Source organism: Sanyastnella coralliicola, assembly GCF_030845195.1.
Taxonomy (GTDB): domain Bacteria; phylum Bacteroidota; class Bacteroidia; order Flavobacteriales_D; family Sanyastnellaceae; genus Sanyastnella; species Sanyastnella coralliicola.
This window is the reverse complement of sequence record NZ_CP132543.1, coordinates 917,409-938,628: the sequence shown is the minus strand read 5'-3', so window position 1 is coordinate 938,628 and position 21,220 is coordinate 917,409. Positions and strand designations below refer to the sequence as shown.

Sequence of the window (21,220 nt, the reverse complement as noted above, 5' to 3'; positions counted from 1 at the left end):
TGGTATTTGCAATATAGGGTTTCTACAAGAACGTATTTCTTACCAAAAGCTTTTAACATCTAGAAAAGCCTGATTATAATCAGCTGTTATTCGCTTGTCTTTTTCAAGAATTTTAGAAGTATATCCCTCTCCGAAACTTTACCTTTGATGTAAGATCTATCCTATGAAAAAATTCCTGCGTATTGTCCTGGTAGTCTTCCTTCTGTTGATTGTTGCGATCATTGCTTTACCAATGATCTTCAAAGGTCGAATCCAAGAAGAGGTCATCAATCTTGCGAATGACAATCTCACTGCTGAGCTCGCATTTAATGACGTTTCACTATCACTTATTAGTGACTTCCCGAACCTAACCGTCGATCTCGAAGAGCTTTCCATTACTGGATTAGATGAATTCGAAGGACTTAAGCTGGTTGATGCCAAGCAAATCATCGCTACGGTGGATGTCATGAGCCTTTTCGGAGATACGATTGCCGTCAAAGAAATCTCCCTAATCGATCCTAAAATCAATGTTTTGGTTATGGCCGATGGAAGTGCCAACTATGACATTGCGAAACCGAGTGAGGATTCGGAAAACAGCGAAGATGTTGAGTCTGCAGAAAATGGTGGATTTGGACTTGAGCTCACCTCTTACTCCATTGAAAATGGCAGTATCTCATACGTAGATCATACGTTACCAATGGATATACAAGTGGTTGACCTTGACCACGAAGGAAGTGGAAATTTCTCCGATGTACTATTTACGCTGGCAACGAACACAACCATTGAACAGCTTGACCTTGTTTACGACGGAAGCAGGTACATCAACAGCGCTCCCATTGACCTTAAGGCCGATCTGGAGATTGACAACGCGAAAAGTAAATACACCTTCAAGGAGAACGAGCTAAAAATCAACGAGCTCACACTTCAAGCGGATGGATATGTGGCCATGCCAACAGACGATATCGAGATGGACATCGACTTCGCGGCTCCTGGGGCTGAGATCATCCACCTTTTATCAATGGTACCCGCAGACTTCGCCCATGATTTGGCGGGGGTTCAAGCTGCAGGAAGGATGGATCTCAATGGATTTATTCGCGGGATACTCAGTGATACCTCTATGCCAGGGTTTGGATTGAATTTGAGTGTAGCAGATGGAAGCTTCAACTACCCTGATATGCCACAAGGTGTAGAAAACATTGTCATCGATGCTGTCATTGATGCCACTCAAGGGATTGATCACGACGCACTCACCGTTGACATCAACCAATTCTACATGGAAATGGCCAATAATCCTGTAGACCTTAAGCTTCATGTGGCCAACCCGTATACTGATCCATTGGTCGATTGCGATGTAAAGGCAAAAGTCAATTTCGAATCCTTAAGCGAGGTTATTCCATTGGAAGAAGGTGATGAACTTACAGGTTCTATTAACGCTGATGTCCAACTCAAAGGACGTATGTCTGCCATTGAGGAAGAGCGATACAACGATTTCACCGCTGCAGGAGAAATGGTCTTTTTAGATCTCACCTATTCCAGCGATAGCTTGCCATACGACATGGATATTAGAAGCGCCTATTTCAACTTCTCGCCGCAACATATTGAGTTAAGTGGCTTCAACGCCATGGTGGGAAAAACAGACATAAAGGCCGAAGGTCTGATCACCAATTACCTTGATTATGCGCTTCGTGACTCTATGCTCACCGGAAATTTTGACGTCCGTTCCGGCATGATGGATCTGAATGAATTCATGAGTGAAGAAACGGAAGAATTAGAATCAGAATCAGAAGGAGAAGGAGAAGGAGAGTCAGAGGTTGGAAAGATTGAGTTACCTGGGAATATTGATTTTGAATTGGATCTCGCCTTTGACAATGTACTGTATGACGACATCGAGATTTCGAATGGTTCTGGGAAAATGAAACTGCGGGACCAAGTAGCTTACATGTCTGGAGTTGAGCTCGACATGCTAGGAGGAAGCGTCGTGCTCGATGGAAGTTATGATTCAAAGCCAGCGGATGCTCTTTTGAACATGGACTTCGGTATCCAAAACTTCAACATCAAGGAGACCGCAGAGGCCTTTGGAACCATCGAGAAACTCGCTCCCATCGCTAAGAGCTGCCTCGGAAGCTTTAGTACCAACATGCACCTGGATTGTGCGTTGAATGCAGCCATGGAACCTATTGAAGAATCCATCAATGGAGGCGGAGGTATGCAAACGGCCAGTGTTTACGTGGAAAAATTCGAACCACTTAATAAGGTCGCCGGCGAATTGGGAATCGATCGTTTGGCAAAACAGACCATTGATGATGTCAACATCTCCTACCGTTTCGAAAACGGACGTGTTTTCGTTGATCCATTTACGATCAAACTTGAAGGAATTCCAACAGAGATTGAAGGTAGTATGAGCTTCTCACAGGAACTTGATTACCGCATGAAAATGGATGTCCCTGCGGATAAATTACCCGGAAACCTGGGGAGTCAAGCGTCAAATCTTCTGCAATCGATCAATGACAAAGTGGGCAGTAATATCAACGTGGGCACCACCATTCCAGTCAGCATGAAGATTACCGGAACCATGGACAAACCAAAGGTTGCAGGGAATTACGGCGATTTAATCCAAGAGCAAAAGGAAGAGATCAAAGAACAGGTGATTGAAGCAGTGGAGGAAGCTGTCGAAGAGCAAATTGACAATGCAAAGGAAGAAGCTATTGCCAAGGCCAAAGAAGAAGCAGACCAGTTGATGGCTGATGCACAAGCCCAAGCTGATCAGCTCTTATCCGATGCCAAAAAAACCGCTGACGAACTCAAGGCAAAAGCATACGAAGAGGCACAAAAAGTAGAAGACAGTGCAAAAAATCCTTTCGAAAAGGCGGCTAAAAAGCTCGCGGCAGATAAATTGCGCCAAGAAGCTGACAATGTACATGCGAAAGCTATAGTAGAAGCCCAGAAGAAAGCAGATGAAATTCTACAAAAAGCCCAAGAGCAAGCAGATGCAAAAATTGCAGCTGCTGAAGCACAGTAATGGCACCAATCTTGCGTTTGTATTTGAGATGATGAGAGCAACACTTTTCCTGGTACTATCCTTTTTCCTCTTCACAACCGGAGTTTCCGGACAAGATGAATGCGATTATGAACCCGGACCGAAAGTCCAGAAGCTGATTGAAAAGTCACAGGACAAAAAGAAGTACGACAGTGATAAGCGACGAGGTTTCATGGAAGAAGCCTTAGAAGAAGACGAGAATTGTCTGCCCTGTCTAATGCGTTTGGGAGAATCGGCTTTTAAGATCGCTAAACGCGGAAACGCAAGCTTTGGTCAAGCTGAATCATATTTCGAAAGAGTAAAAGAACGCTGTGATGAATACCACAGTGAACTTTGGTACTTCCTTGGAGCGATTTACTACGCCGAACAGCGCTATGAAGAGGCCCTGGATGCCTTTGACAGATTCATTCACTTCCCTGACGATGACCCCTCGAAATTTGATCGTGATTACGACAAGAAATACGAGGAAGTGCAAGGAGCCCTGCCGTATGTTCAGTTCTACAACGATTATTACAGAAACGATGGAGAACTCGACATTATGACCGTTGATGGCGTTTCTTCGGTAAATGACGATTACCTCCCTGCCCTATCGCCAGATGGCGAAATCATGTTCTACACACGGAAGTTCATGAAAAAGGCAAAAGGTGATCTTGTGAGTCGTCAAGTGGAAGAATTCACCTGGAGTCACCGAACGAACATCAATGCTGATTTTGACGGTGGTGATGCGCTACCTCAACCCTTTAACATGGGAGATAACTACGGAGGTGCAAGTATCTCGGTTGACAACCGTGAATTGTACATTGCGAAGCGAAATCCTGCTCCAGGGAACCCAGAAAACATTGACATTTTCAGAACTCGATACGAGTATACATTTGATGAAACCCAAGGTAAAAATGTCTACAAATGGGCACCGCTAGAAGACTTGGGAGAAAACATCAACACCGAAAGCGGTTGGGAAAGTCAGCCGTCATTAAGTGGTGATGGAAAGACCCTCTACTTCGCCACAGTGAGAGCCGATAGTAAACCTGATCGCAACGGGAACCCTTCCACCGATATCTACTACAGCTCTCGTATGCCAGACGGTTCTTGGGGACCCGCGAAACCAATCAAAGGTGAGATAAACACAGAGTACAACGACAAAGCTCCTTTCATGCACTCAGATAGTCATACGCTCTACTTTGCCAGCGATCGTAAACCGAGCGGTGGTGGTTATGACATCTGGTACACACGTCAACAAGACGATGGAAGCTGGTCTTCACCAAGAAACATTGGCGCCCCGATCAACTCTGACGACGATGAGCATGGGATGATTGTGAGTTCAGACGGTGAAGAAGCCTACTTTGCTTCCCGAAGAATGAGAGGTTCACGAGGTCTCGATATCTACTCCTTCCCGCTTCCTGAAGACGCGCGTCCTGAAAAAGTAGTCATCCTTAAAGGAAAGGTCGAAGATGAAAACGGGGGAGTTCCAGAAGATGCCCGCATCGAAATCAACTACGTACAAAGCAAAGAAGTTGATGTGGTGGAAGTCAATAAAGACGACGGTGCCTACGCTACCATTGTCAATGTTGATCGTGCCGAGGATGTTTTGGTACAGGTAAAGGCCAAAGACGCCGCGTTCAACACCCACATCGTGGTTGATCAAGACGAACCGATTCCGCCAAGCGTAGTGAAGTTGGAAGTTAAAACAGAAGAAGTGAAGCGCTCCAAGCCCTTCATCATTCCTGATATTTTCTACGCCACGAATAGCTCAGACATCAACCGCGGATCTAAACTGGTTCTTGACTCCTTTGCGCAGTACCTGATTGAGAATCCGAACATCTCAATTGAGATTGGCGGACACACCGACGATCGAGGTGGGGATGCTGATAACCTCGCACTTTCCATGGATCGTGCCTTTGAGGTCAAAGGATACTTAGAATCGAAAGGAGTTCCAGGGAAAAGAATCTCAGCCCAAGGTTATGGAGAGACCCGTCCGATTGAAGACAATTCAACCGAAGAAGGGCGCGCGAAGAACCGAAGAACCGAATTCACCATTACCCGCATGTAATTCCTGCGATTCCTCAGGTTTCAGGAAAGTTCATTGTTCTATATTTGCCGCAAATCTTTTGCGACGAAAATGAAAAAGTTACTCTTTATCGCGTTGGCTGCAGGACTATACGCTTGCGGCGGATCGCACGACCATGACGGTCATGACCACGGTGATCACGCAGATCACAACCACGAACAAGAAACAATGGAAGAAACACCAGCCATGGCAGTTGCTATGTACGGTGCAGACTTCGATACAACTGGCGCTGCTGGTGTTGCTATGATGGCATCAAACGTTGAAGCTGGAAACACGAACGGTGTTTACAAGGCAAAAATCGTTGAGAGCTGCCAGAAAATGGGATGCTGGATGTCAGTAGAAGATGCTGAAGGACAGCCAATGATGGTATACATGGGTGACCATGAGTTCTTTGTACCGAAGACAGGTGTTGACGGGCTTGACTGCTACATCGCAGGAAATGCTTACTACGACACACTTTCTGTAGACTTTCAAAAGCACCTTCTAGAAGATGCCAATGCTCCTCAAGAAGAGATCGATGCGATCACAGAAGAGAAGTACGAAATGGCATTTACTGCTACTGGTGTAGTGATTGAAGGATACGAAGCTCCAGCTGAGATGGAAGGAGACCATGATCATGAGCATGACCATGATGGTGAGAGCCATGAGCATGACCACGATCACGAAGGTGACCACGACCATGACCACGAAGGAGAAGCAGCTTCTCACTAAGCTGAACACAATATTTCGAAAAAGGGCTGCCTGTTAGGTAGCCTTTTTTATTGCCCTTATCTCAAGGTTTTTGCGGTGTAATAACGTCCACAGAATAGCGTTGATAAATAAGCGACCACGAAACCTGCAAGCATCGCTGTATCGCTACCTTTAAACGTTCTGTGAACTATAGTTTTAGGAACACTGTACCGCGTTGGTACAGTAGTTGCCTATGTATTGAAAACCAACGCCTCATGCGCAAGAATCCATCCATCGGGATACTGACTGTCGCTCTGCTTTTTAGTATGACATCCTTCGCTCAGAAGACGGCTACTTACGTAGCACCTGATCGAATGTACCGGGATGCTGTAGATCTCTTCGACAAGGAGAAATACGCAGCGGCTCAAGATAAATTTGAGCAATACATTGCAGACGATCCGAATGAACATTCTGAACGTTCAATCAATGCAGAGTACTATGCCGGTCTTTGTGCGATGTATCTCTTTCATAAAGATGCTGAGTACCGCCTCGAAACTTTCGTAGCTGATCACCCTGAGAGTCCTTGGGTTCGTCAGGTGTACTACGAGCTCGCGAGCTATAACTATCGTCGAAAGCGCTACAAAAAGGCCTTGGACTGGTTTGAGCAAACTGATCCTCGTGTACTTCCGGCAAGTAAGCAAACGGAATTCAAGTTCAAGCGCGGACATTCTTACTTCGAGCAAAAACAGCTCGAGGCAGCGCGTCAAGATTTCTATGAGGTGAAAGACACAGAAGGAGACTTTGGTGTTCCAGCAACCTACTACTACAGCCACATTGTATACAAGCAAGGTGATTACGAAACGGCACTCGATGGCTTCAAGAAGTTGGAGAAGGATCCGAACTTCGCGCCGATCGTTCCATACTACATCACACAGATTTTGTACAAGCAAGGGAGATACGATGAAGTATTGACCTACGCTCCTACTTTCCTTGATTCTTCGAACGTATCGAATACCAAGAGACTTCCAGAAATCTCTCGACTGATCGGAGATTCTTACTACCGTGAATCACAGTATGAAGAAGCCATTCCTTACCTAGAGTTATATCACAATGAGATTAACAAGAAGGACAAAAGCCGAGAGGATTTCTTCCAGATGGGTTACTGCTTCTATCAGACAGGGAAATTCCAAGAAGCGCTAGAGTACTTGAATGAATCGTCGAAAGAAGATGACGAACTCGGACAAAGCTCGATCTACCATATGGCGGATTGTTACTTGAAGCTTGATCAAAAGCCTTACGCTCGAACGGCATTCCGCGAAGCGTCAGAAATGAATCACAACTTCGAGATTAAAGAAGACGCCCTATTCAACTACGCGAAACTCGCATTTGAGCTTTCGTACAACCCATTTGACGAGGCCATCACGGCCTTTGAATCCTACTTGGTTGAATATCCTGAGTCTCCTCGTCGTGAAGAGGCTTACGAGTTCTTATTGAACGTTTACATGAAGACTAAGGCGTATGCTAAGGCGCTAGAGTCGCTTGATCGAATTGAAAACAAAGACACGCGAACAAAAGAAGCTTACCAAGTAGTAGCCTTCAATCAGGGCGTGGAACTTTTCAAAGCAGGTAACTACACCCAAGCGGAGTCATTCTTCTCGAAGGTGAACACCTATCCTGTGAATGCAGCGCTGACCGCTGAAGCTATGTTTTGGCTTGCAGAAATTGCATACAATGAAAAGGCGTACACAAAAGCTACTGGTCTATATAATCAGTTCTTGAAGGAGCCTGGAGGATACCAAAGTCCGTATTACAACGAAGCGAATTACGGTGCCGGTTACAGCCTTTTCAATCAGCGCAAATACGTATCCGCTGCTTCTTCTTTCAGAAAATACGTCGACCAATTCAAAGGCGATGATATGAAGCGTAAGAATGACGCTTTGCTTCGTGTGGGTGATTGCTATTACGTTAACAAGCAGTACGACTTGGCTATTGAATACTATGATCGCGCTATCGCGGAAGCTCAGTTTAATGAAGACTATGCCATGTATCAGAAAGCCATCTGTTACGGCTTGAAAGACGACAATGGAAGCGAGATCGCAACCTTGAAGAAAATCATCGATACGCAGACTGATTCTAAATTCACAGAAGCAGCGAAGTACCAACTCGGAAAGAGCTACCTAGAAGCTAACAATCCAGGAGAAGCCCGCTTTTGGTTTGAGAACATTCTTCAGGAACACCCGAACAGTGCTTACGTGAAGAATAGTCTACTGGATTTATGTCTTGTTTATCTCAAGCTGGGTAACAATCAGAAAGTGGTTGAGCTTTGGAATCAAATCAAGACCACCTATCCGAATGATGAGGTGACTATTGATGCATTCAACTTGGTGGAGAATATCCTACTTGAAGAAGGTTTGATGGACGAGCTTCCTGACAACCTTGGTTTGACAGATGCTGACATTGAGAAGAAAATATACAATGCCGCGGCAGACTTCGCCATTTCTGGCGATTGTGCCACAGCGATCTCAAAACTTGAAGAGTACTTGAGAAAGTACCAGCCTGGTATCTACGCCACACCTGCGAATTACTATATCGCGAGCTGCTACTTCGAGCAAGGGAATACTGAACAGGCATTGAACAGTTACAACTATGTCATCACTCAACCGGTGAGTGACTTTACCGAAGAATCACTCATTGCTGCAGCAACGATTAATTACAACAATCGCAACTATCAGCAAGCGTTGAACCACTACATCGAACTTGAAGGCGTCGCTTCACTCGAGAAAAACGAACTCGAAGCTCAGATTGGTCAAATGCGCTGTCACTACCTACTCGGACAAGTTGACTACGCTCTGCAATATGCTGAGAAAGTGATCCTGAATGAAGGAACACCAGATGAGATTCTCACTACGGCTCACCTATGGAAAGGACGCATCCTTCAGGAGCAAGGGAAGTTTGACGAAGCATACTACGACTATGTAGAAGTAGTGAAACGTGGAGGCAAACAAGGAGCCGAAGCGAAGTTCCATATGGCTGAAATCGCTTACGCGAAAGAAGCATATAAAGCAGCGGAAACAGAGATTTTTGAATTGATCGAAAACTTCTCCGCCTACGCGGAATGGAAGTTCAAAGGCTTCCTCCTTTTATCAGATGTCTACATCGGTTTGGAAGATCTATTCCAGGCTAGAGTGACACTCGAAACCATCCTAGACAATGTCTCTGAGAGCTGGGTTGTCATGGAGGCAGAGAATAAACTACAAGCCCTCGAAGCACTGGAGAACCAGGAAACCCGAGGAGCTGAAGAACCGGAAGAAGAAATTGAGATCGATCTCAATGAAGACAATAAATAATACGGCCATGAAGAAGTATATCACATATAGCCTCACCGTTGCTCTAGCCATCATTTGTGGAACAGGAGCCTGGGCTCAAGAAGATACCTTGAGCATGGACGTTACCTTCACGGGTACTCAAGAACTCTTTTTGAAGAATGCTGCCAAGCAACAAGCTTGGCCAAAAATCAAAGAATCAGTTGTAGAGATTCCATCGATCAAGTACACCTTGATTCCGAATAAACAGCAAGTTTCAATTCAACCGAAATTGATCGAACCTGCAAAGGTCTTGGTAGAACCGAAGTTGACAAAACTGTACAAAGGACATGTCCGCGCTGGGTTTGGTTTGTATACCACCCCCCTTCTTGATCTCCACTACATGGATGGGCGTTCGCGAAACGGAGTGTGGGGAGTGAACTACTACCACTTAAGCAGTGCTGGTGGGGTTGCTCTTGAAGACTCGATTCCAGATAGTTTCTCAACGAACTCGGTGCGTCTTTGGGGACGTAAATTCCTGAAGAAGCACGCTATTGAGGGAGCTTTCGAATGGGACCGTGACGTCGTGAACTACTACGGCTTCGATCCTTACCTGAACTGGGATGCAGATATCTCCGACACGAAACAGCGATTCAATAACATTCAGGGAGATCTCCAATTGATTAGCTACCATCGTGATTCAAGTAAAGTGAATTACCACGGTGGTATCAAGTTCCGCAACTTCAGAGATTTGGATGACGGCGTGGAAAACAACGTAGATGTCAGCACGCACCTCAGAACTACAAAAGGAACTGAAACTTACCACGGCGATATCTCGATCAATTACAACGACTACACCTTTACGAATCTGAACGATAGTACGGAAGGCAACCAAGATCAGGTACTGATCCAGGTGGCACCACAAATTCAGACACGTATTGGGAATTTCATGGTGAACGTTGGTGCTGGTATTTGGATCGATGCGCAGAGTGAACGTCCTTTCCACTTCTACCCTCTTGCTGAGGCGAGCTACAGCTTGCTGGATGACCTTTTCATTCCTTATGTTGGGGTTCAAGGACGAGTAGAACAGAACACCTACCGCAGCATCACAGATGACAACCCATTCGTATTGAATGATATTGAAATCAAGAATACGAACCGTCGTCTCGAACTCTTTGGAGGAATTCGCGGAACACTGTCATCAACAACGAGCTTCAATGCGCGACTATCGACAACACGTTTCGAAGACTTTATGTACTTCGTGAATGATTCAACCTACAGCCCAGGATCACGTTTCTTCACGCTGTACGACGATCTCACTGTATTCAACCTTCGTGGAGAAGTAAGTATCAACAATGGTGAAAAGCTTCACATGCAATTACGAGGAGATTACTTCTTGTACAGCACTGGGGAAGAAGAGCACCCATGGTACCAGCCAACAACGCGCGTTACAGTGACGACTTCATACAATTTGGCAGATAAACTGGTATTGAATCTCGATATCTTCACTGAAGGACAGCGTAAGGCGAAGTCGCTTGTACAACATCAAGATGGCACGCTTGAAACTGACGGCAGCTACACCGTTGATTTGAAAGGATACGCTGATGTGAACCTTGGCGTTGAATACCGTTACTCGAAGCGCTTGAGTGCATGGGTACGATTCAACAATATGTTCGCCGCACGATACCAGCAATGGTCTCCGTACAACGTACAGCGATTCAACGCGATGCTCGGAGCGAGCTATTCATTCTAATTAGAGATAACTGCGGATAAGTTCCGCTAGGACTAAAGGCTTAAAAGGCTTGGTGATGATCTTGTTCATTCCAACCTCGTAGGCCTTTTGTTCTGTACGGTCTGAAACATCCGCAGTCAATCCAAGGATTGGAAGATCATCATAGGCACCGTGATTTCTGAGGTGCTGGGTTGCCTCGAATCCATCCATGAAGGGCATTTGGATATCCATTAAGACGATTCCAGGTGTGTGTTTAGTGATTTCCTCTACAGCTTCTTTTCCGTTGCTTGCTGAGCGTGTTTTAGCTCCCCACTGTTTCAGAAAGGCTTCAGCCACTTTGAGATTAATCTCGTTGTCGTCAACGATGAGAATATCAACTCCCTGTAGGTCATACTTATGCGACTGCTGATCGGCAGGTACACTCAGTTCTTGATTAGAAATCTTGTAAGGAATGCGTACTGTGAAGACAGCCCCCATTCCTACTTCACTTTCCACTTCGATATTCCCCCCTTGAAGCTCTACCAATCGCTTTGTGATCGAAAGCCCCAATCCTGTTCCTCCTTCGGGACGATAGACATTCCTATTCACCTGTTCAAAGGCATCAAAAATGGAATCTAAATCTTCTGGTGGAATTCCCTCGCCAGTGTCAGAAACAACCATGCGTATCAGAGCCGTTTCCTCTGTTGAATATTCAATTCCAATACTCAGGCCAACCGAGCCTCGGTGAGTGAATTTAAGGGCGTTGTTGAGCAGGTTATTCAAAATCTGCTGCAAACGAAGCTCGTCACCGATGACAACAAGATCTTCAGGGAAATCAATGTGACAGGCACAGTCAATTCCTTTTTCCATTGCTTTAGGCCCGTGAGTTGCCTTGATATTCTGAACCTGGTCAAGCAGTTTAAATGGAAGTGATTTAAAGGCGAATCGCTCCGCCTCAATTTTCTCGAAATCGAGAATATCGTTCACTAGACCTAAGAGGTTATTTGCACTGAAATCGATCATAGAAATGAACTCTTTCTGCTTCTCGTTGAGTTCCGTTGACTGCATCAATCGCGCAAGAGAAACCACTGCGTGAATGGGTGTGCGAATCTCATGACTCATCACCGACAAAAACTCGTCTTTGGCCTTGTTTGCTTTCTCAGCTTGTTGCTTTGCCTCTTGGAGATCGGTTACATCCGTTGCATAAACATTCACGACTCTTCGTTCCGCAACAGGAACTAAGATGACCTGATACTGCTTCTCCCCTGCGGTAATCACCGTTTCTTTTCTGTCTTTCTCGTCAATAGAGTTTTTAACTAACGACTTGACCTTATCAAACTGACTTGGGTCATCTGAAACCAATATGGCTTCGAGAAGTTGTTTCGACTCATCATTGGCAAGTAGAAGCTCGCCATCATAGCTAATCTTGAAAACGGGGTTCGGGTTCTCAGTGTGAAGTCTGGCGTTTTCTCGGTTTTCTTCCTCCACCAAACTGCGTGCAATTTTCTGCGCTGAAATGATCGCAATGTTGCGCACCACACGTTCATGATGTGAAGTAAAGAAACCAGGGTCGGGATGTTCGCTATCAATAACCCCAATGACCCTTCCTTCAGAAATAATCGGAACTGCCAATTCAGAAGCACGCGCAACATCGTCAACGATGTAACGTGCGTCTTCGCTTACATCATGAATCAGTTCTGCCTCGCCTGATAAAGCAACAGAGCCAACAATACCTTTTCCGAGGGGAATTTCGATCGGCTGAAAGACCTTTCGATAATCTTGCCGCTTGTTTCCGAATGCCGCCTTCTGAACAAGCATCCCGCGTTGTTCATCTACAATGTAGAGCACACAGTCAACGAAGCCCAAACGGTGTACACAGTTCTCCGCAATGTCCCATAAAACATCATCAACAGTATTCTGCTGAAATATAGACGCTGCGAAATACTCAATTACCTCTAAGTGCTCCTCAAGTTGTTCGGCCGAATGCTTTATCTCACGATGTGGCATAGCGCTTCGAAAATAGGCAAAATGACCTTGGATTTGCCATTTTTTTCAAGAGTTACTCCACTATCAGACACTGACTTACACACAAGCGTGGAAAAGTGTGCCAAAAATGTTGAAAAATGCTAGAATTGACGCGGCTTTGAGCCTGATTTGGGGTCAAAAATTCGTATCTTTGAAAGATGTCTGAAACCTAGGAATAACAAAGGTTCCAGGTCGATTTTAGAGAAACAGAAAACGTTAGAAATGAGCGAAGAGAATCAGAAGCAATATAGCGCTGATAGTATCCAGTCGTTAGAGGGAATGGAACACGTGCGTAAACGTCCTTCAATGTACATTGGAGATGTTGGCGTTCGAGGTCTTCACCACTTGGTTTATGAGGTGGTAGATAACTCTATCGATGAGGCCCTTGCCGGGCACTGTGATACGATCACTGTGACCATTCATGAAGGAAATTCGATCACGGTTACTGATAACGGACGTGGTATCCCGGTGGATATTCACAAGAAGGAAGGTGTTTCTGCCCTCGAGGTAGTAATGACTAAGATTGGTGCCGGTGGTAAGTTCGATAAGGGCTCATACAAGGTTTCAGGTGGTCTCCACGGTGTGGGGGTTTCATGTGTGAATGCACTTTCTACAGCGCTACGCGCCGAAGTGCATCGCGATGGAAAAATCTGGGAGCAAGAGTATTCGATTGGAAAAGCAAAGTATCCAGCGCGTGAAATCGGAACAACTGATACCACGGGTACTAAAGTAACTTTCCAGCCAGATGACACCATCTTCGAAGCACTGGAATACAACTACGAGACACTATCAAAGCGTCTGCGCGAGTTGGCTTACCTGAACAAAGGAATCCACCTCACCATTACCGATGAGCGCGAAAAAGACGAAGAAGGAAACTTCATCTCTGAGATTTTCCACTCACAAACAGGATTGGTTGAGTTCGTTCAATACATCGATGAGAACCGTGAGCAGCTAATCGAGGAGGTGATTCACGTTGAAGGTGAAAAGAATGGGGTACCTGTCGAAGTTGCGATGGTGTACAACACTTCATTCAACGAGAATATCCACTCTTACGTAAACAACATTAATACCCATGAAGGTGGTACACACCTCTCAGGTTTCCGTCGTGGATTGACCAATACCCTGAAGAAGTACGCTGAGCAATCAGGAATGCTTGATAAACTCAAGTTCGAGATTGCAGGTGACGACTTCCGTGAAGGATTGACGGCGATTATTTCCGTGAAGGTTGCTGAACCTCAGTTCGAAGGACAGACGAAAACAAAGTTGGGTAACCGTGAAGTTACAGCGTCTGTATCACAGGCGGTGAGCGAAATGGTTTCCAACTACTTGGAAGAGCACCCGAACGATGCGAAGCAGATCGTTCAGAAAGTGATCTTGGCTGCACAAGCACGTCACGCTGCACGCAAGGCGCGTGAAATGGTACAGCGTAAGACAGTCATGAGCGGAAGTGGTCTTCCAGGAAAACTGGCTGACTGTTCTGAAAAAGACCCTACAGTTTGTGAGCTATTCCTTGTCGAGGGAGACTCGGCAGGTGGTACTGCAAAACAAGGACGCGACCGTAACTTCCAGGCAATTATGCCGCTGCGTGGTAAGATCTTGAACGTGGAGAAAGCTATGCACCACAAGATCTTTGATAACGAAGAGATCAAAAACATTTACACGGCACTTGGAGTGACCCTCGGTACTGAGGAAGACAGCAAGGCCTTGAACATGACCAAGCTTCGTTACCACAAGATTGTCATCATGTGTGATGCCGACGTCGATGGTTCACACATCGAAACACTGATCTTGACTTTCTTCTTCCGCCACATGAAAGAGTTGATCGAAAACGGTTACGTATACATCGCTACGCCACCACTTTACTTGGTGAAGAAAGGTGCGAAGCAAGAATACGCCTGGAACGATCAAGAGCGTGATGAGTGGATTGAAAAACTCCGCGGTAGCGGAACAGAAAGTAGCGTGAACATTCAGCGTTACAAGGGTCTTGGAGAGATGAACGCGGAACAACTTTGGGATACAACTATGAACCCAGAGTTCAGAACGCTTCGTCGAGTGACCATCGAAAACGCTGCAGAGTGTGATCACATCTTCTCAATGTTGATGGGTGATGACGTACCACCACGTCGTGCCTTCATCGAAGAGAATGCAAAATACGCGAATATCGACGCGTAATTCGATAAATGATTCACGAAGAAGGGCGGGTTTTCCTGCCCTTTTTCTTTTGCTGTACCTTGCGCCTCCACTATGAAGTCTTTCTACGAAAACAAACACGTCTGGATCACTGGTGCCTCTTCTGGAATCGGAAAAGCACTGACACAGACATTGTCAGCATACGGTGCCCGTCTCATTATCTCATCACGCCGTGAAGAAGCGTTGAAGGAAGTGAGAGAAACATGTGCCTTCCCTGAAAAAATTGGCATTCTCCCCCTTGATTTAGCAGATGGAGATTCACTACCAGAAAAAGCAGCCATCGCCATCGGCATGGCTGGAGGACAGATTGACATCATGGTACACAACGGGGGTATCAGTCAACGTTCCTTGGTAAAAGACACTGACATCTCTGTTGATCGTAAGGTAATGGAGATCGATTATTTCGGGACAGTGGCACTCACAAAGGCACTCCTACCTCACTTTATCGAGAATCAAAGCGGACACTTCGCTGTGGTGACAAGCTTAATGGGAGTCTTCTCTTCTCCGATGAGATCAGGATACTGTGGAGCAAAGCACGCCCTGCATGGATTCTTTGATGCGCTCCGAGCTGAACATCACGAAGACAATATTCACGTTTCGATTATTTGTCCTGGCTTTATTCGCACAGAAATCTCTAAGAACGCACTGGTTGGAGACGGGTCCAAACAAGAGACGATGGACCAAGCTACTGATAAGGGTTTGACCCCTGAACAATGTGCCCAAAGAATGGCTAAAGCCATCAGCAAACGAAAGCCAGAAACTTATATCGGAAAAAAGGAAATTTTGGCAATTTATTTAAAGCGCTGGATGCCAGGTGTATTGCGCCGAATTATAAGGAAAGCAGCAGTCACTTAATCCCTCTTTATTTAGAACAATTCTACGTTAATGTTGTTTCATACCGTAAATTTGCAGCTTAAGCGCAACACGCTACAGAGTCAGATTTATGAGAAACAACTTAACTAACTCTTTACTGTCTCCTTGGCAACGTTTATGGAGACTACTCAACGGCGAGCGAAAACTACTTGGTAAGATATTTCTTATCGCCGCTTTTGGAGGTCTTATTGGTCTCTCCCTTCCCCTCGGAATTCAGGCTATCATCAACTTCATTCAAGCAGGTCGTGTCAGCACCTCTTGGATCGTTCTGATCTCCTTTGTTCTTCTCGGAATCTTCTTTAGTGGCTGGCTTCAAATTAGACAGCAGTGGCTAACGGAATACCTGCAACAAAGAATCTTCAGTAAAGCGAGTATTGAATTCTCTGTACGCCTTCCTAAACTGTTGTTCAGAGAGCTCGAAAAGAGAAACCCTGCCGAGTTGATGAACCGTTTCTTTGACGTCTTAACGTTACAGAAAGGGATCAGCAAGTTGATCATTGACTTTTCTACGGCCGTACTTCAGATCTTCTTTGGATTGATCCTACTCGGCTTGTACCATCCCTTCTTCATCCTCTTCGATTTCGCGCTCATCATCCTCATGTTCTTCCTCTTTAGAATGGCCATGAGACGAGGACTTAACACGAGTATTCAAGAAAGTACTTGGAAATATTCTGTTGTACGATGGCTTGAAGAAGTAGCATTGAACCTCGAGTCGTTTAGAATGACACCTGCCACCACTATGGCAGAAAAGCAAACGGATAATCTAACTGACAAATACCTAGATGCTCGAACAGAGCACTTTAAGGTTCTTGTTCGACACTACATCGCACTCCTCATCTTTAAACTGATCATTGCAGCGGGTCTTCTACTTCTAGGTTCCTTGCTTGTAATCAACAACCAAATTGGGATTGGTCAGTTCGTAGCAGCCGAAATCGTTATCCTCTTGATTAGTTCTTCAGTAGAGAAGGTGATTTTGAATCTTGAGACGGTGTATGATGTCCTCACTGCCCTTGAGAAAGTAGGTTCAGTTACTGATTTGAAACTGGAACAAGGAGGAAGTGTAAAGAACCAATCTTCGAATGCTCCGCTCCTGAAAATGGAGGATGTTATTATCCAAGAAGACAATTACACTTCTCGACTAGAGATTGAAGAACTTCAGATTAATGAAGGTGATCGAGTCTTTATCAGTTATGAGCACCCCTTCTTAGTCCGGACCATGGTGCAGCTAATTACAGCACGTGATTGTAACTTCCAAGGGCATGTCCACTATCGTGGGAAATCGTTGAAGACCTTCAACAAAGACCTGTACCGAATTTCTGTAGGTGAAGTATGGGGGCGTGACACCCTCTTTACTGATACGGTGTTTGAAAACATCCGCATGGGTCGCGATATTCCGGATGAGGCAGTTGACAAGGTCTTGAACGAAATGGGACTCATCAAAGATGTACGATTCCTACCTGAGGGAGAAAACACAATGGTGTTGCCATTCTCAAACCTACTTTCAAATTCACTGACAAAAGGCATTCTCTTAGCCCGCATGGTGGTTGATGAACCAGATATTCTGATCGTCGATGCTGAGCAATTACCATCTGACCCTGTGCGAAAGAAGCAATTGTTGAATTACCTGCTTGATCCATTCCATCCATGGGCTGTAATATTCCTTGGAGAGACGGATCCAGGATCTGAATTCTTCGATTTACGACTAAAATATGACGACGGTGTTCTCCGTAAAGAAAGCTGATAGATTATGCTGAACATTAGTCCAAATACAACACCTGAACGCGAGAAGTACTTGCACTCTAAGAGTCTTGAAAGACTGGAGGGTAAGGGCGAACAGACGAAGTTCCTGCGTATGCTAGGAATCAGCTTCGGTATCCTGGTCATCCTCATGCTTTTGCCTTGGACGCAGAACCTGAATGCTCCTGGAGAGGTAATTTCTCGATTCCCAGATAAAAAGCCGCAGCAGGTCAACTCTCTGATCGATGGCCGTATCAAGAAATGGTACGCATTTGAAGGGCAAAATATCAACGCCGGAGATACGATTGTCACATTGACCGAGGTAAAGCCGGAGTACCTCGATGAGGATCTTATTCCTAGAACGCTGGCTTTGGTTCGTGCGAAGGAAGAAGCCATCGTGCTTTACACCAACAAGCTGGAAGCTCTGGCTAATCAAGAAGTCATCCTAGAAGAGCGTCGTGAGCTGGCTATTCAACAAGCGAAACTCAAAATTCAGCAGTCTATTCAGAAGGTAGCAGCGGACAGTGCGGCAGCTGTTCAGGCTAGAATTGATCGCGATATCGCCAATGAACGTGAGAAACGTGCTTATCAATTATTTGAAGATGGCTTGATTACACAAACGGACCTTGAGTCTCGCATCTTGAAAAAGCAGGAGGCTCAGGCAAAATTTGTCAAGGCTGAGAATACATTAAACACTACACGTCAAGAATTGAGCGTGGCTCGATTAGATGTTCGTAGCAAACGCGCTGAATACAACGATAAGATTGCGAAGAACCAGAGTGACCAAGCTTCAACAGGTGCTGCGAAGCAAGACGCTATCGCGGAAAAGACCAAATTGGAAAACACCCTGGCAAACTACCGCACACGTCAAACAGGCCAAGTGATCCTTGCTCCTCAAGGCGGACGAGTAGTAAGCACAACGCAAGGTGGTGTGGGGGAAATCATCAAGGCAGGAGCTTCTGTCTGCACGATTCAACCACTCGACTTCCAAGAAGCTGCAGAACTCTACGTTAACGCGATGGATGTCCCTTTGATTCATCCAGGAGAAAATGTTCGACTCCAATTTGATGGATGGCCTGCCTTGGTATTCTCAGGCTGGCCTAGTGCCTCTGTGGGAACCTTTGGAGGACAAGTGGTGAGTGTTGATCAGGTAATAAATGCCAAAGGAAAGTACCGCGTGATCATTATCCCTGAAGAAGGAGAATCATGGCCTCGTCCTTTAAGTATTGGATCAGGTGTTTACGGAATGGTACTCTTGAAAGATGTACCTCTCGGATACGAGCTTTGGCGACAAATCAACGGTTTCCCTCCTGAGTTCTACGAAGGGAAAGATGTAGAAGAAAAGAAAGAGGGGGATGAGAAAAAGTAGCGTTGTACTCCTGTTAGTTGGTCTCCTGTCGGCATCATACTTGAATGCTCAGGATAGTCTGATGATCAGTGAACAGCGCTTTCTTCAGCAGTTCCTGACCTCTTACCCTTTGCTTCAAGTGGCTGAGCGCAATGTGGCTATCGCCGAATTGGACGTTGAAAGTGCCCGCGCCGCCTTTGACCCTGTTTGGTATGGCGAATTCGGAAATAAGGTTCTTGAAGGCAAAGATTATTACAGCTACAATCATTCATCCATTGAATGGAACCTCCCTCCTGGATTCCAGCTGCGGGCTGGTACCGACCTAAATCGTGGAGACTTCATTAATCCTGAACGTTTCACTCCTTCAGAGGGTCTCGCTTTCGCGGAATTAAAGGTTCCGCTCGGACAAGGGTTATTGCGAGATGAGTTCAACACTTACCTTCAACGCGCTCGATTGCTCAACGAACGCAGTATTCTAGATCTCGAATTAGCACAGCGAGAATGGCTTATCATTGCCGCTGAAGCATACTGGAGCTGGAAAGCACTCGAAGACGTGGTAGACATGCGTGAGCAGATTACTACCCTTTCTCAACTCCGCTATAAGCAAACCGTTCAGCGCTATAATGGAGGAGCGGCTACGGCCATGGATACGCTTGAAGCCTATAACCAAGTAGTCAAGCGAAAAGTCGAGTTAGTGACTTCACAGGCAGAACTAGAGTTCTGGTACCGCACCGTTGGCGGAATGATTTGGGATCAACAACTCATACCAGCCTATAGACGTGGCGGTGTCCAACCAGACTCAACATGGACTGCCACGCTTTCACAGCAAATCCCAACTAACGATCAGCTGTTGCTCCACCCGAAGATGGGCATGATCCGATTTGATGCTGGTGTAGCTGATCTTGATTTCAGATTAGCTAGAGAAAACCTTCGTCCGAAAATCGACTTCAAAGCACAGGCGCTTTCCGATCCTAGAAACCTGAGCATTTCTAGTAACAGCACCATATTCGGCGTTAGCGCAAAAGTGCCAATCATCAGTAGAAAAGAACGCGCTAAGTTCAACGCCACGAAGATTAAAATGGAACAGGTTAGCTTGAAACTGTCTCAGACAGAACGTGACCTGATGCAAAAGTACGATCAGCTTTCAACCCAAACTTCGTTGCTGAATCAAAGCCTTTCATTAGTAGAAGAAAACGCAGTCAATGCGCGCAAACTACTGTCTATGGAAGAGCAAAAGCTACGTATCGGTGAAAGCACCATCTTCCTCTTAAACCGTCGAGAAAACAGCTACATCGAAGCTGAGTTGAAGCGAATTGAGACACAACTCAAGCTTCGTTCTACAGAATGGAAACTATTGATGTTGACGGAGGAACCTTCGAACGTGGTGTTCTAGGGGTGGTTCGTGGTTCGTGGTTCGTGGTTCGTGGAACGAAAGACTAAGAACTAAGAACTAAATACTAAATACCAATAACCTCCTACTTCTCGTACTCTCTTCCTTTCACGTCAAGCACTGAAGTCTTCTTCTTCAGCGTTCGAAGCGTAATGAAGATGATGAAAGAAACTGGAACAGTGTACATCCAGAATGGATCGATCAAGAAGTCGAGTTCGAAGCGTTCGAAGTCAAGGTAGTTCTTGATGATATCGAGGAAAAGGAAGCTGATAAACACCGCGAAGAATCCGTTGTATTCGCGCTTCAGTACATTCTTCATTGAGAACATCATACCGGCCGCTTCGTAGTTCGAAAAGCGAGGTAGGAATGGTGGAGTCTTTTCCGCCCATTTCTTGTAGCTAGACCCAAACTTGCGAGTCAAGAAAGCTTCTTCGGCGAACATGATGCGCTCGTAGTAGAGCCAGAACATGAGGGTGCAAAGTGCAGTGAACCACCAGTTACCAACGTACATGATGATTCCAACCCACATGAAGAAGTTTCCAAGGTAAAGTGGGTGGCGCACCATAGAGTAGATTCCTTTGGTGTTGAGCACCTCAGCCACTTGTCCTTCTGCGGTATTTCTTCCAGAAGTTCCTTTTGGGGTATATCCTACCGTGAAAGCTCGTACAATCAATCCAAGGAAGCTCACTCCGAGACAAACGAGGATCCATGTCAGGTCGCGGTGATCCATTTGATCATCCCAACCGAACAACATGACGATAAGCGCCATGACATATAATACGAGGGGTAGAAAACTCCTCCAACGGAAGAGCCAGTTTCCGCTCTTCTCAAATTCTTCGACCATTGCCATGCGGCAAAAGTAGGAATTCGAGTGATTGTACTTAACTCAGGGAT

At 45.6% G+C, this 21,220-nt stretch carries 12 protein-coding genes; 10 read left to right on the top strand and 2 right to left on the bottom strand.

Features of this window, described 5'->3' with window-relative positions; genetic code table 11:
• The first annotated feature begins 163 nt into the window (after nucleotides 1-163).
• The 5 genes from RA156_RS03985 to RA156_RS03965 all read left to right on the top strand — a co-directional run bounded on the left by RA156_RS03985 (nucleotide 164) and on the right by RA156_RS03965 (nucleotide 10,805).
• On the top strand, nucleotides 164-2,998 hold the full coding sequence (locus tag RA156_RS03985; RefSeq protein ID WP_306642993.1) for an AsmA family protein: 2,835 nt from the start codon (nucleotides 164-166) through the stop codon (nucleotides 2,996-2,998).
• Entirely contained in the window at nucleotides 2,967-5,063 is a 2,097-nt protein-coding gene (locus RA156_RS03980; protein WP_306642991.1) for an OmpA family protein, read from the top strand. Before RA156_RS03985 ends, RA156_RS03980 begins: the two co-directional genes overlap by 32 nt.
• 69 nt (nucleotides 5,064-5,132) lie before the next feature.
• Nucleotides 5,133-5,792, top strand: coding sequence for a DUF4920 domain-containing protein (locus tag RA156_RS03975; RefSeq protein WP_306642989.1), 660 nt, complete (start codon nucleotides 5,133-5,135; stop codon nucleotides 5,790-5,792).
• A gap of 233 nt (nucleotides 5,793-6,025) precedes the next feature.
• Nucleotides 6,026-9,097 carry a tetratricopeptide repeat protein gene (locus RA156_RS03970; protein ID WP_306642987.1) on the top strand — a complete coding sequence of 1,024 codons (3,072 nt, stop codon included), beginning with the start codon at nucleotides 6,026-6,028 and terminating at the stop codon, nucleotides 9,095-9,097.
• A gap of 7 nt (nucleotides 9,098-9,104) precedes the next feature.
• Nucleotides 9,105-10,805 carry a TonB-dependent receptor gene (locus RA156_RS03965; protein ID WP_306642986.1) on the top strand — a complete coding sequence of 567 codons (1,701 nt, stop codon included), beginning with the start codon at nucleotides 9,105-9,107 and terminating at the stop codon, nucleotides 10,803-10,805.
• Here RA156_RS03965 and RA156_RS03960 read toward each other — a convergent pair whose 3' ends face one another.
• Nucleotides 10,806-12,770, bottom strand: coding sequence for an ATP-binding protein (locus RA156_RS03960; protein ID WP_306642984.1), 1,965 nt, complete (start codon nucleotides 12,768-12,770; stop codon nucleotides 10,806-10,808). It abuts the gene before it with no gap.
• Nucleotides 12,771-13,010: 240 nt separating this feature from the next.
• Here RA156_RS03960 and gyrB point away from each other — a divergent pair, with 240 nt between their 5' ends.
• The 5 genes from gyrB (at nucleotide 13,011) to RA156_RS03935 (ending at nucleotide 20,329) form a co-directional block, all read left to right on the top strand.
• A complete protein-coding gene (gene gyrB, locus RA156_RS03955) occupies nucleotides 13,011-14,960 on the top strand; it encodes a DNA topoisomerase (ATP-hydrolyzing) subunit B (protein ID WP_306642982.1) in 1,950 nt (649 codons plus the stop codon).
• A 72-nt stretch (nucleotides 14,961-15,032) separates the two neighbouring features.
• Nucleotides 15,033-15,833: an SDR family oxidoreductase gene (locus RA156_RS03950; protein ID WP_306642980.1), complete on the top strand. Its 801-nt coding sequence runs from the start codon at nucleotides 15,033-15,035 to the stop codon at nucleotides 15,831-15,833.
• Between the two features lie 88 nt (nucleotides 15,834-15,921).
• Nucleotides 15,922-17,592, top strand: a complete 1,671-nt coding sequence (locus RA156_RS03945; RefSeq protein ID WP_306642978.1) for an ABC transporter transmembrane domain-containing protein — start codon at nucleotides 15,922-15,924, stop codon at nucleotides 17,590-17,592.
• A 6-nt stretch (nucleotides 17,593-17,598) separates the two neighbouring features.
• Entirely contained in the window at nucleotides 17,599-18,957 is a 1,359-nt protein-coding gene (locus tag RA156_RS03940; protein ID WP_306642976.1) for an HlyD family secretion protein, read from the top strand.
• The gene (locus tag RA156_RS03935) at nucleotides 18,944-20,329 is read left to right on the top strand and encodes a TolC family protein (protein WP_306642974.1); all 1,386 of its coding nucleotides are present in this window, start codon (nucleotides 18,944-18,946) and stop codon (nucleotides 20,327-20,329) included. The genes RA156_RS03940 and RA156_RS03935 overlap by 14 nt, the downstream gene beginning before the upstream one ends.
• Nucleotides 20,330-20,411: 82 nt before the next feature.
• On the opposite strand, the gene RA156_RS03930 is transcribed toward RA156_RS03935, so the two are convergent.
• Nucleotides 20,412-21,176 (bottom strand): methyltransferase family protein, encoded by a 765-nt coding sequence (locus tag RA156_RS03930; protein WP_306642972.1) that lies wholly within the window; start codon nucleotides 21,174-21,176, stop codon nucleotides 20,412-20,414.
• Between the last annotated feature and the right edge of the window lie 44 nt (nucleotides 21,177-21,220).

Coding starts and splice junctions, on each gene's coding strand:
- RA156_RS03935 (WP_306642974.1), top strand. CDS start 18,944: ATGAGAAAAAGTAGCGTTGTACTCCTGTTAGTTGGTCTCCTGTCGGCA.
- gyrB (WP_306642982.1), top strand. CDS start 13,011: ATGAGCGAAGAGAATCAGAAGCAATATAGCGCTGATAGTATCCAGTCG.
- RA156_RS03965 (WP_306642986.1), top strand. CDS start 9,105: ATGAAGAAGTATATCACATATAGCCTCACCGTTGCTCTAGCCATCATT.
- RA156_RS03945 (WP_306642978.1), top strand. CDS start 15,922: ATGAGAAACAACTTAACTAACTCTTTACTGTCTCCTTGGCAACGTTTA.
- RA156_RS03970 (WP_306642987.1), top strand. CDS start 6,026: ATGCGCAAGAATCCATCCATCGGGATACTGACTGTCGCTCTGCTTTTT.
- RA156_RS03950 (WP_306642980.1), top strand. CDS start 15,033: ATGAAGTCTTTCTACGAAAACAAACACGTCTGGATCACTGGTGCCTCT.
- RA156_RS03980 (WP_306642991.1), top strand. CDS start 2,967: ATGCAAAAATTGCAGCTGCTGAAGCACAGTAATGGCACCAATCTTGCG.
- RA156_RS03930 (WP_306642972.1), bottom strand. CDS start 21,176: ATGGCAATGGTCGAAGAATTTGAGAAGAGCGGAAACTGGCTCTTCCGT.
- RA156_RS03985 (WP_306642993.1), top strand. CDS start 164: ATGAAAAAATTCCTGCGTATTGTCCTGGTAGTCTTCCTTCTGTTGATT.
- RA156_RS03940 (WP_306642976.1), top strand. CDS start 17,599: ATGCTGAACATTAGTCCAAATACAACACCTGAACGCGAGAAGTACTTG.
- RA156_RS03975 (WP_306642989.1), top strand. CDS start 5,133: ATGAAAAAGTTACTCTTTATCGCGTTGGCTGCAGGACTATACGCTTGC.
- RA156_RS03960 (WP_306642984.1), bottom strand. CDS start 12,770: ATGCCACATCGTGAGATAAAGCATTCGGCCGAACAACTTGAGGAGCAC.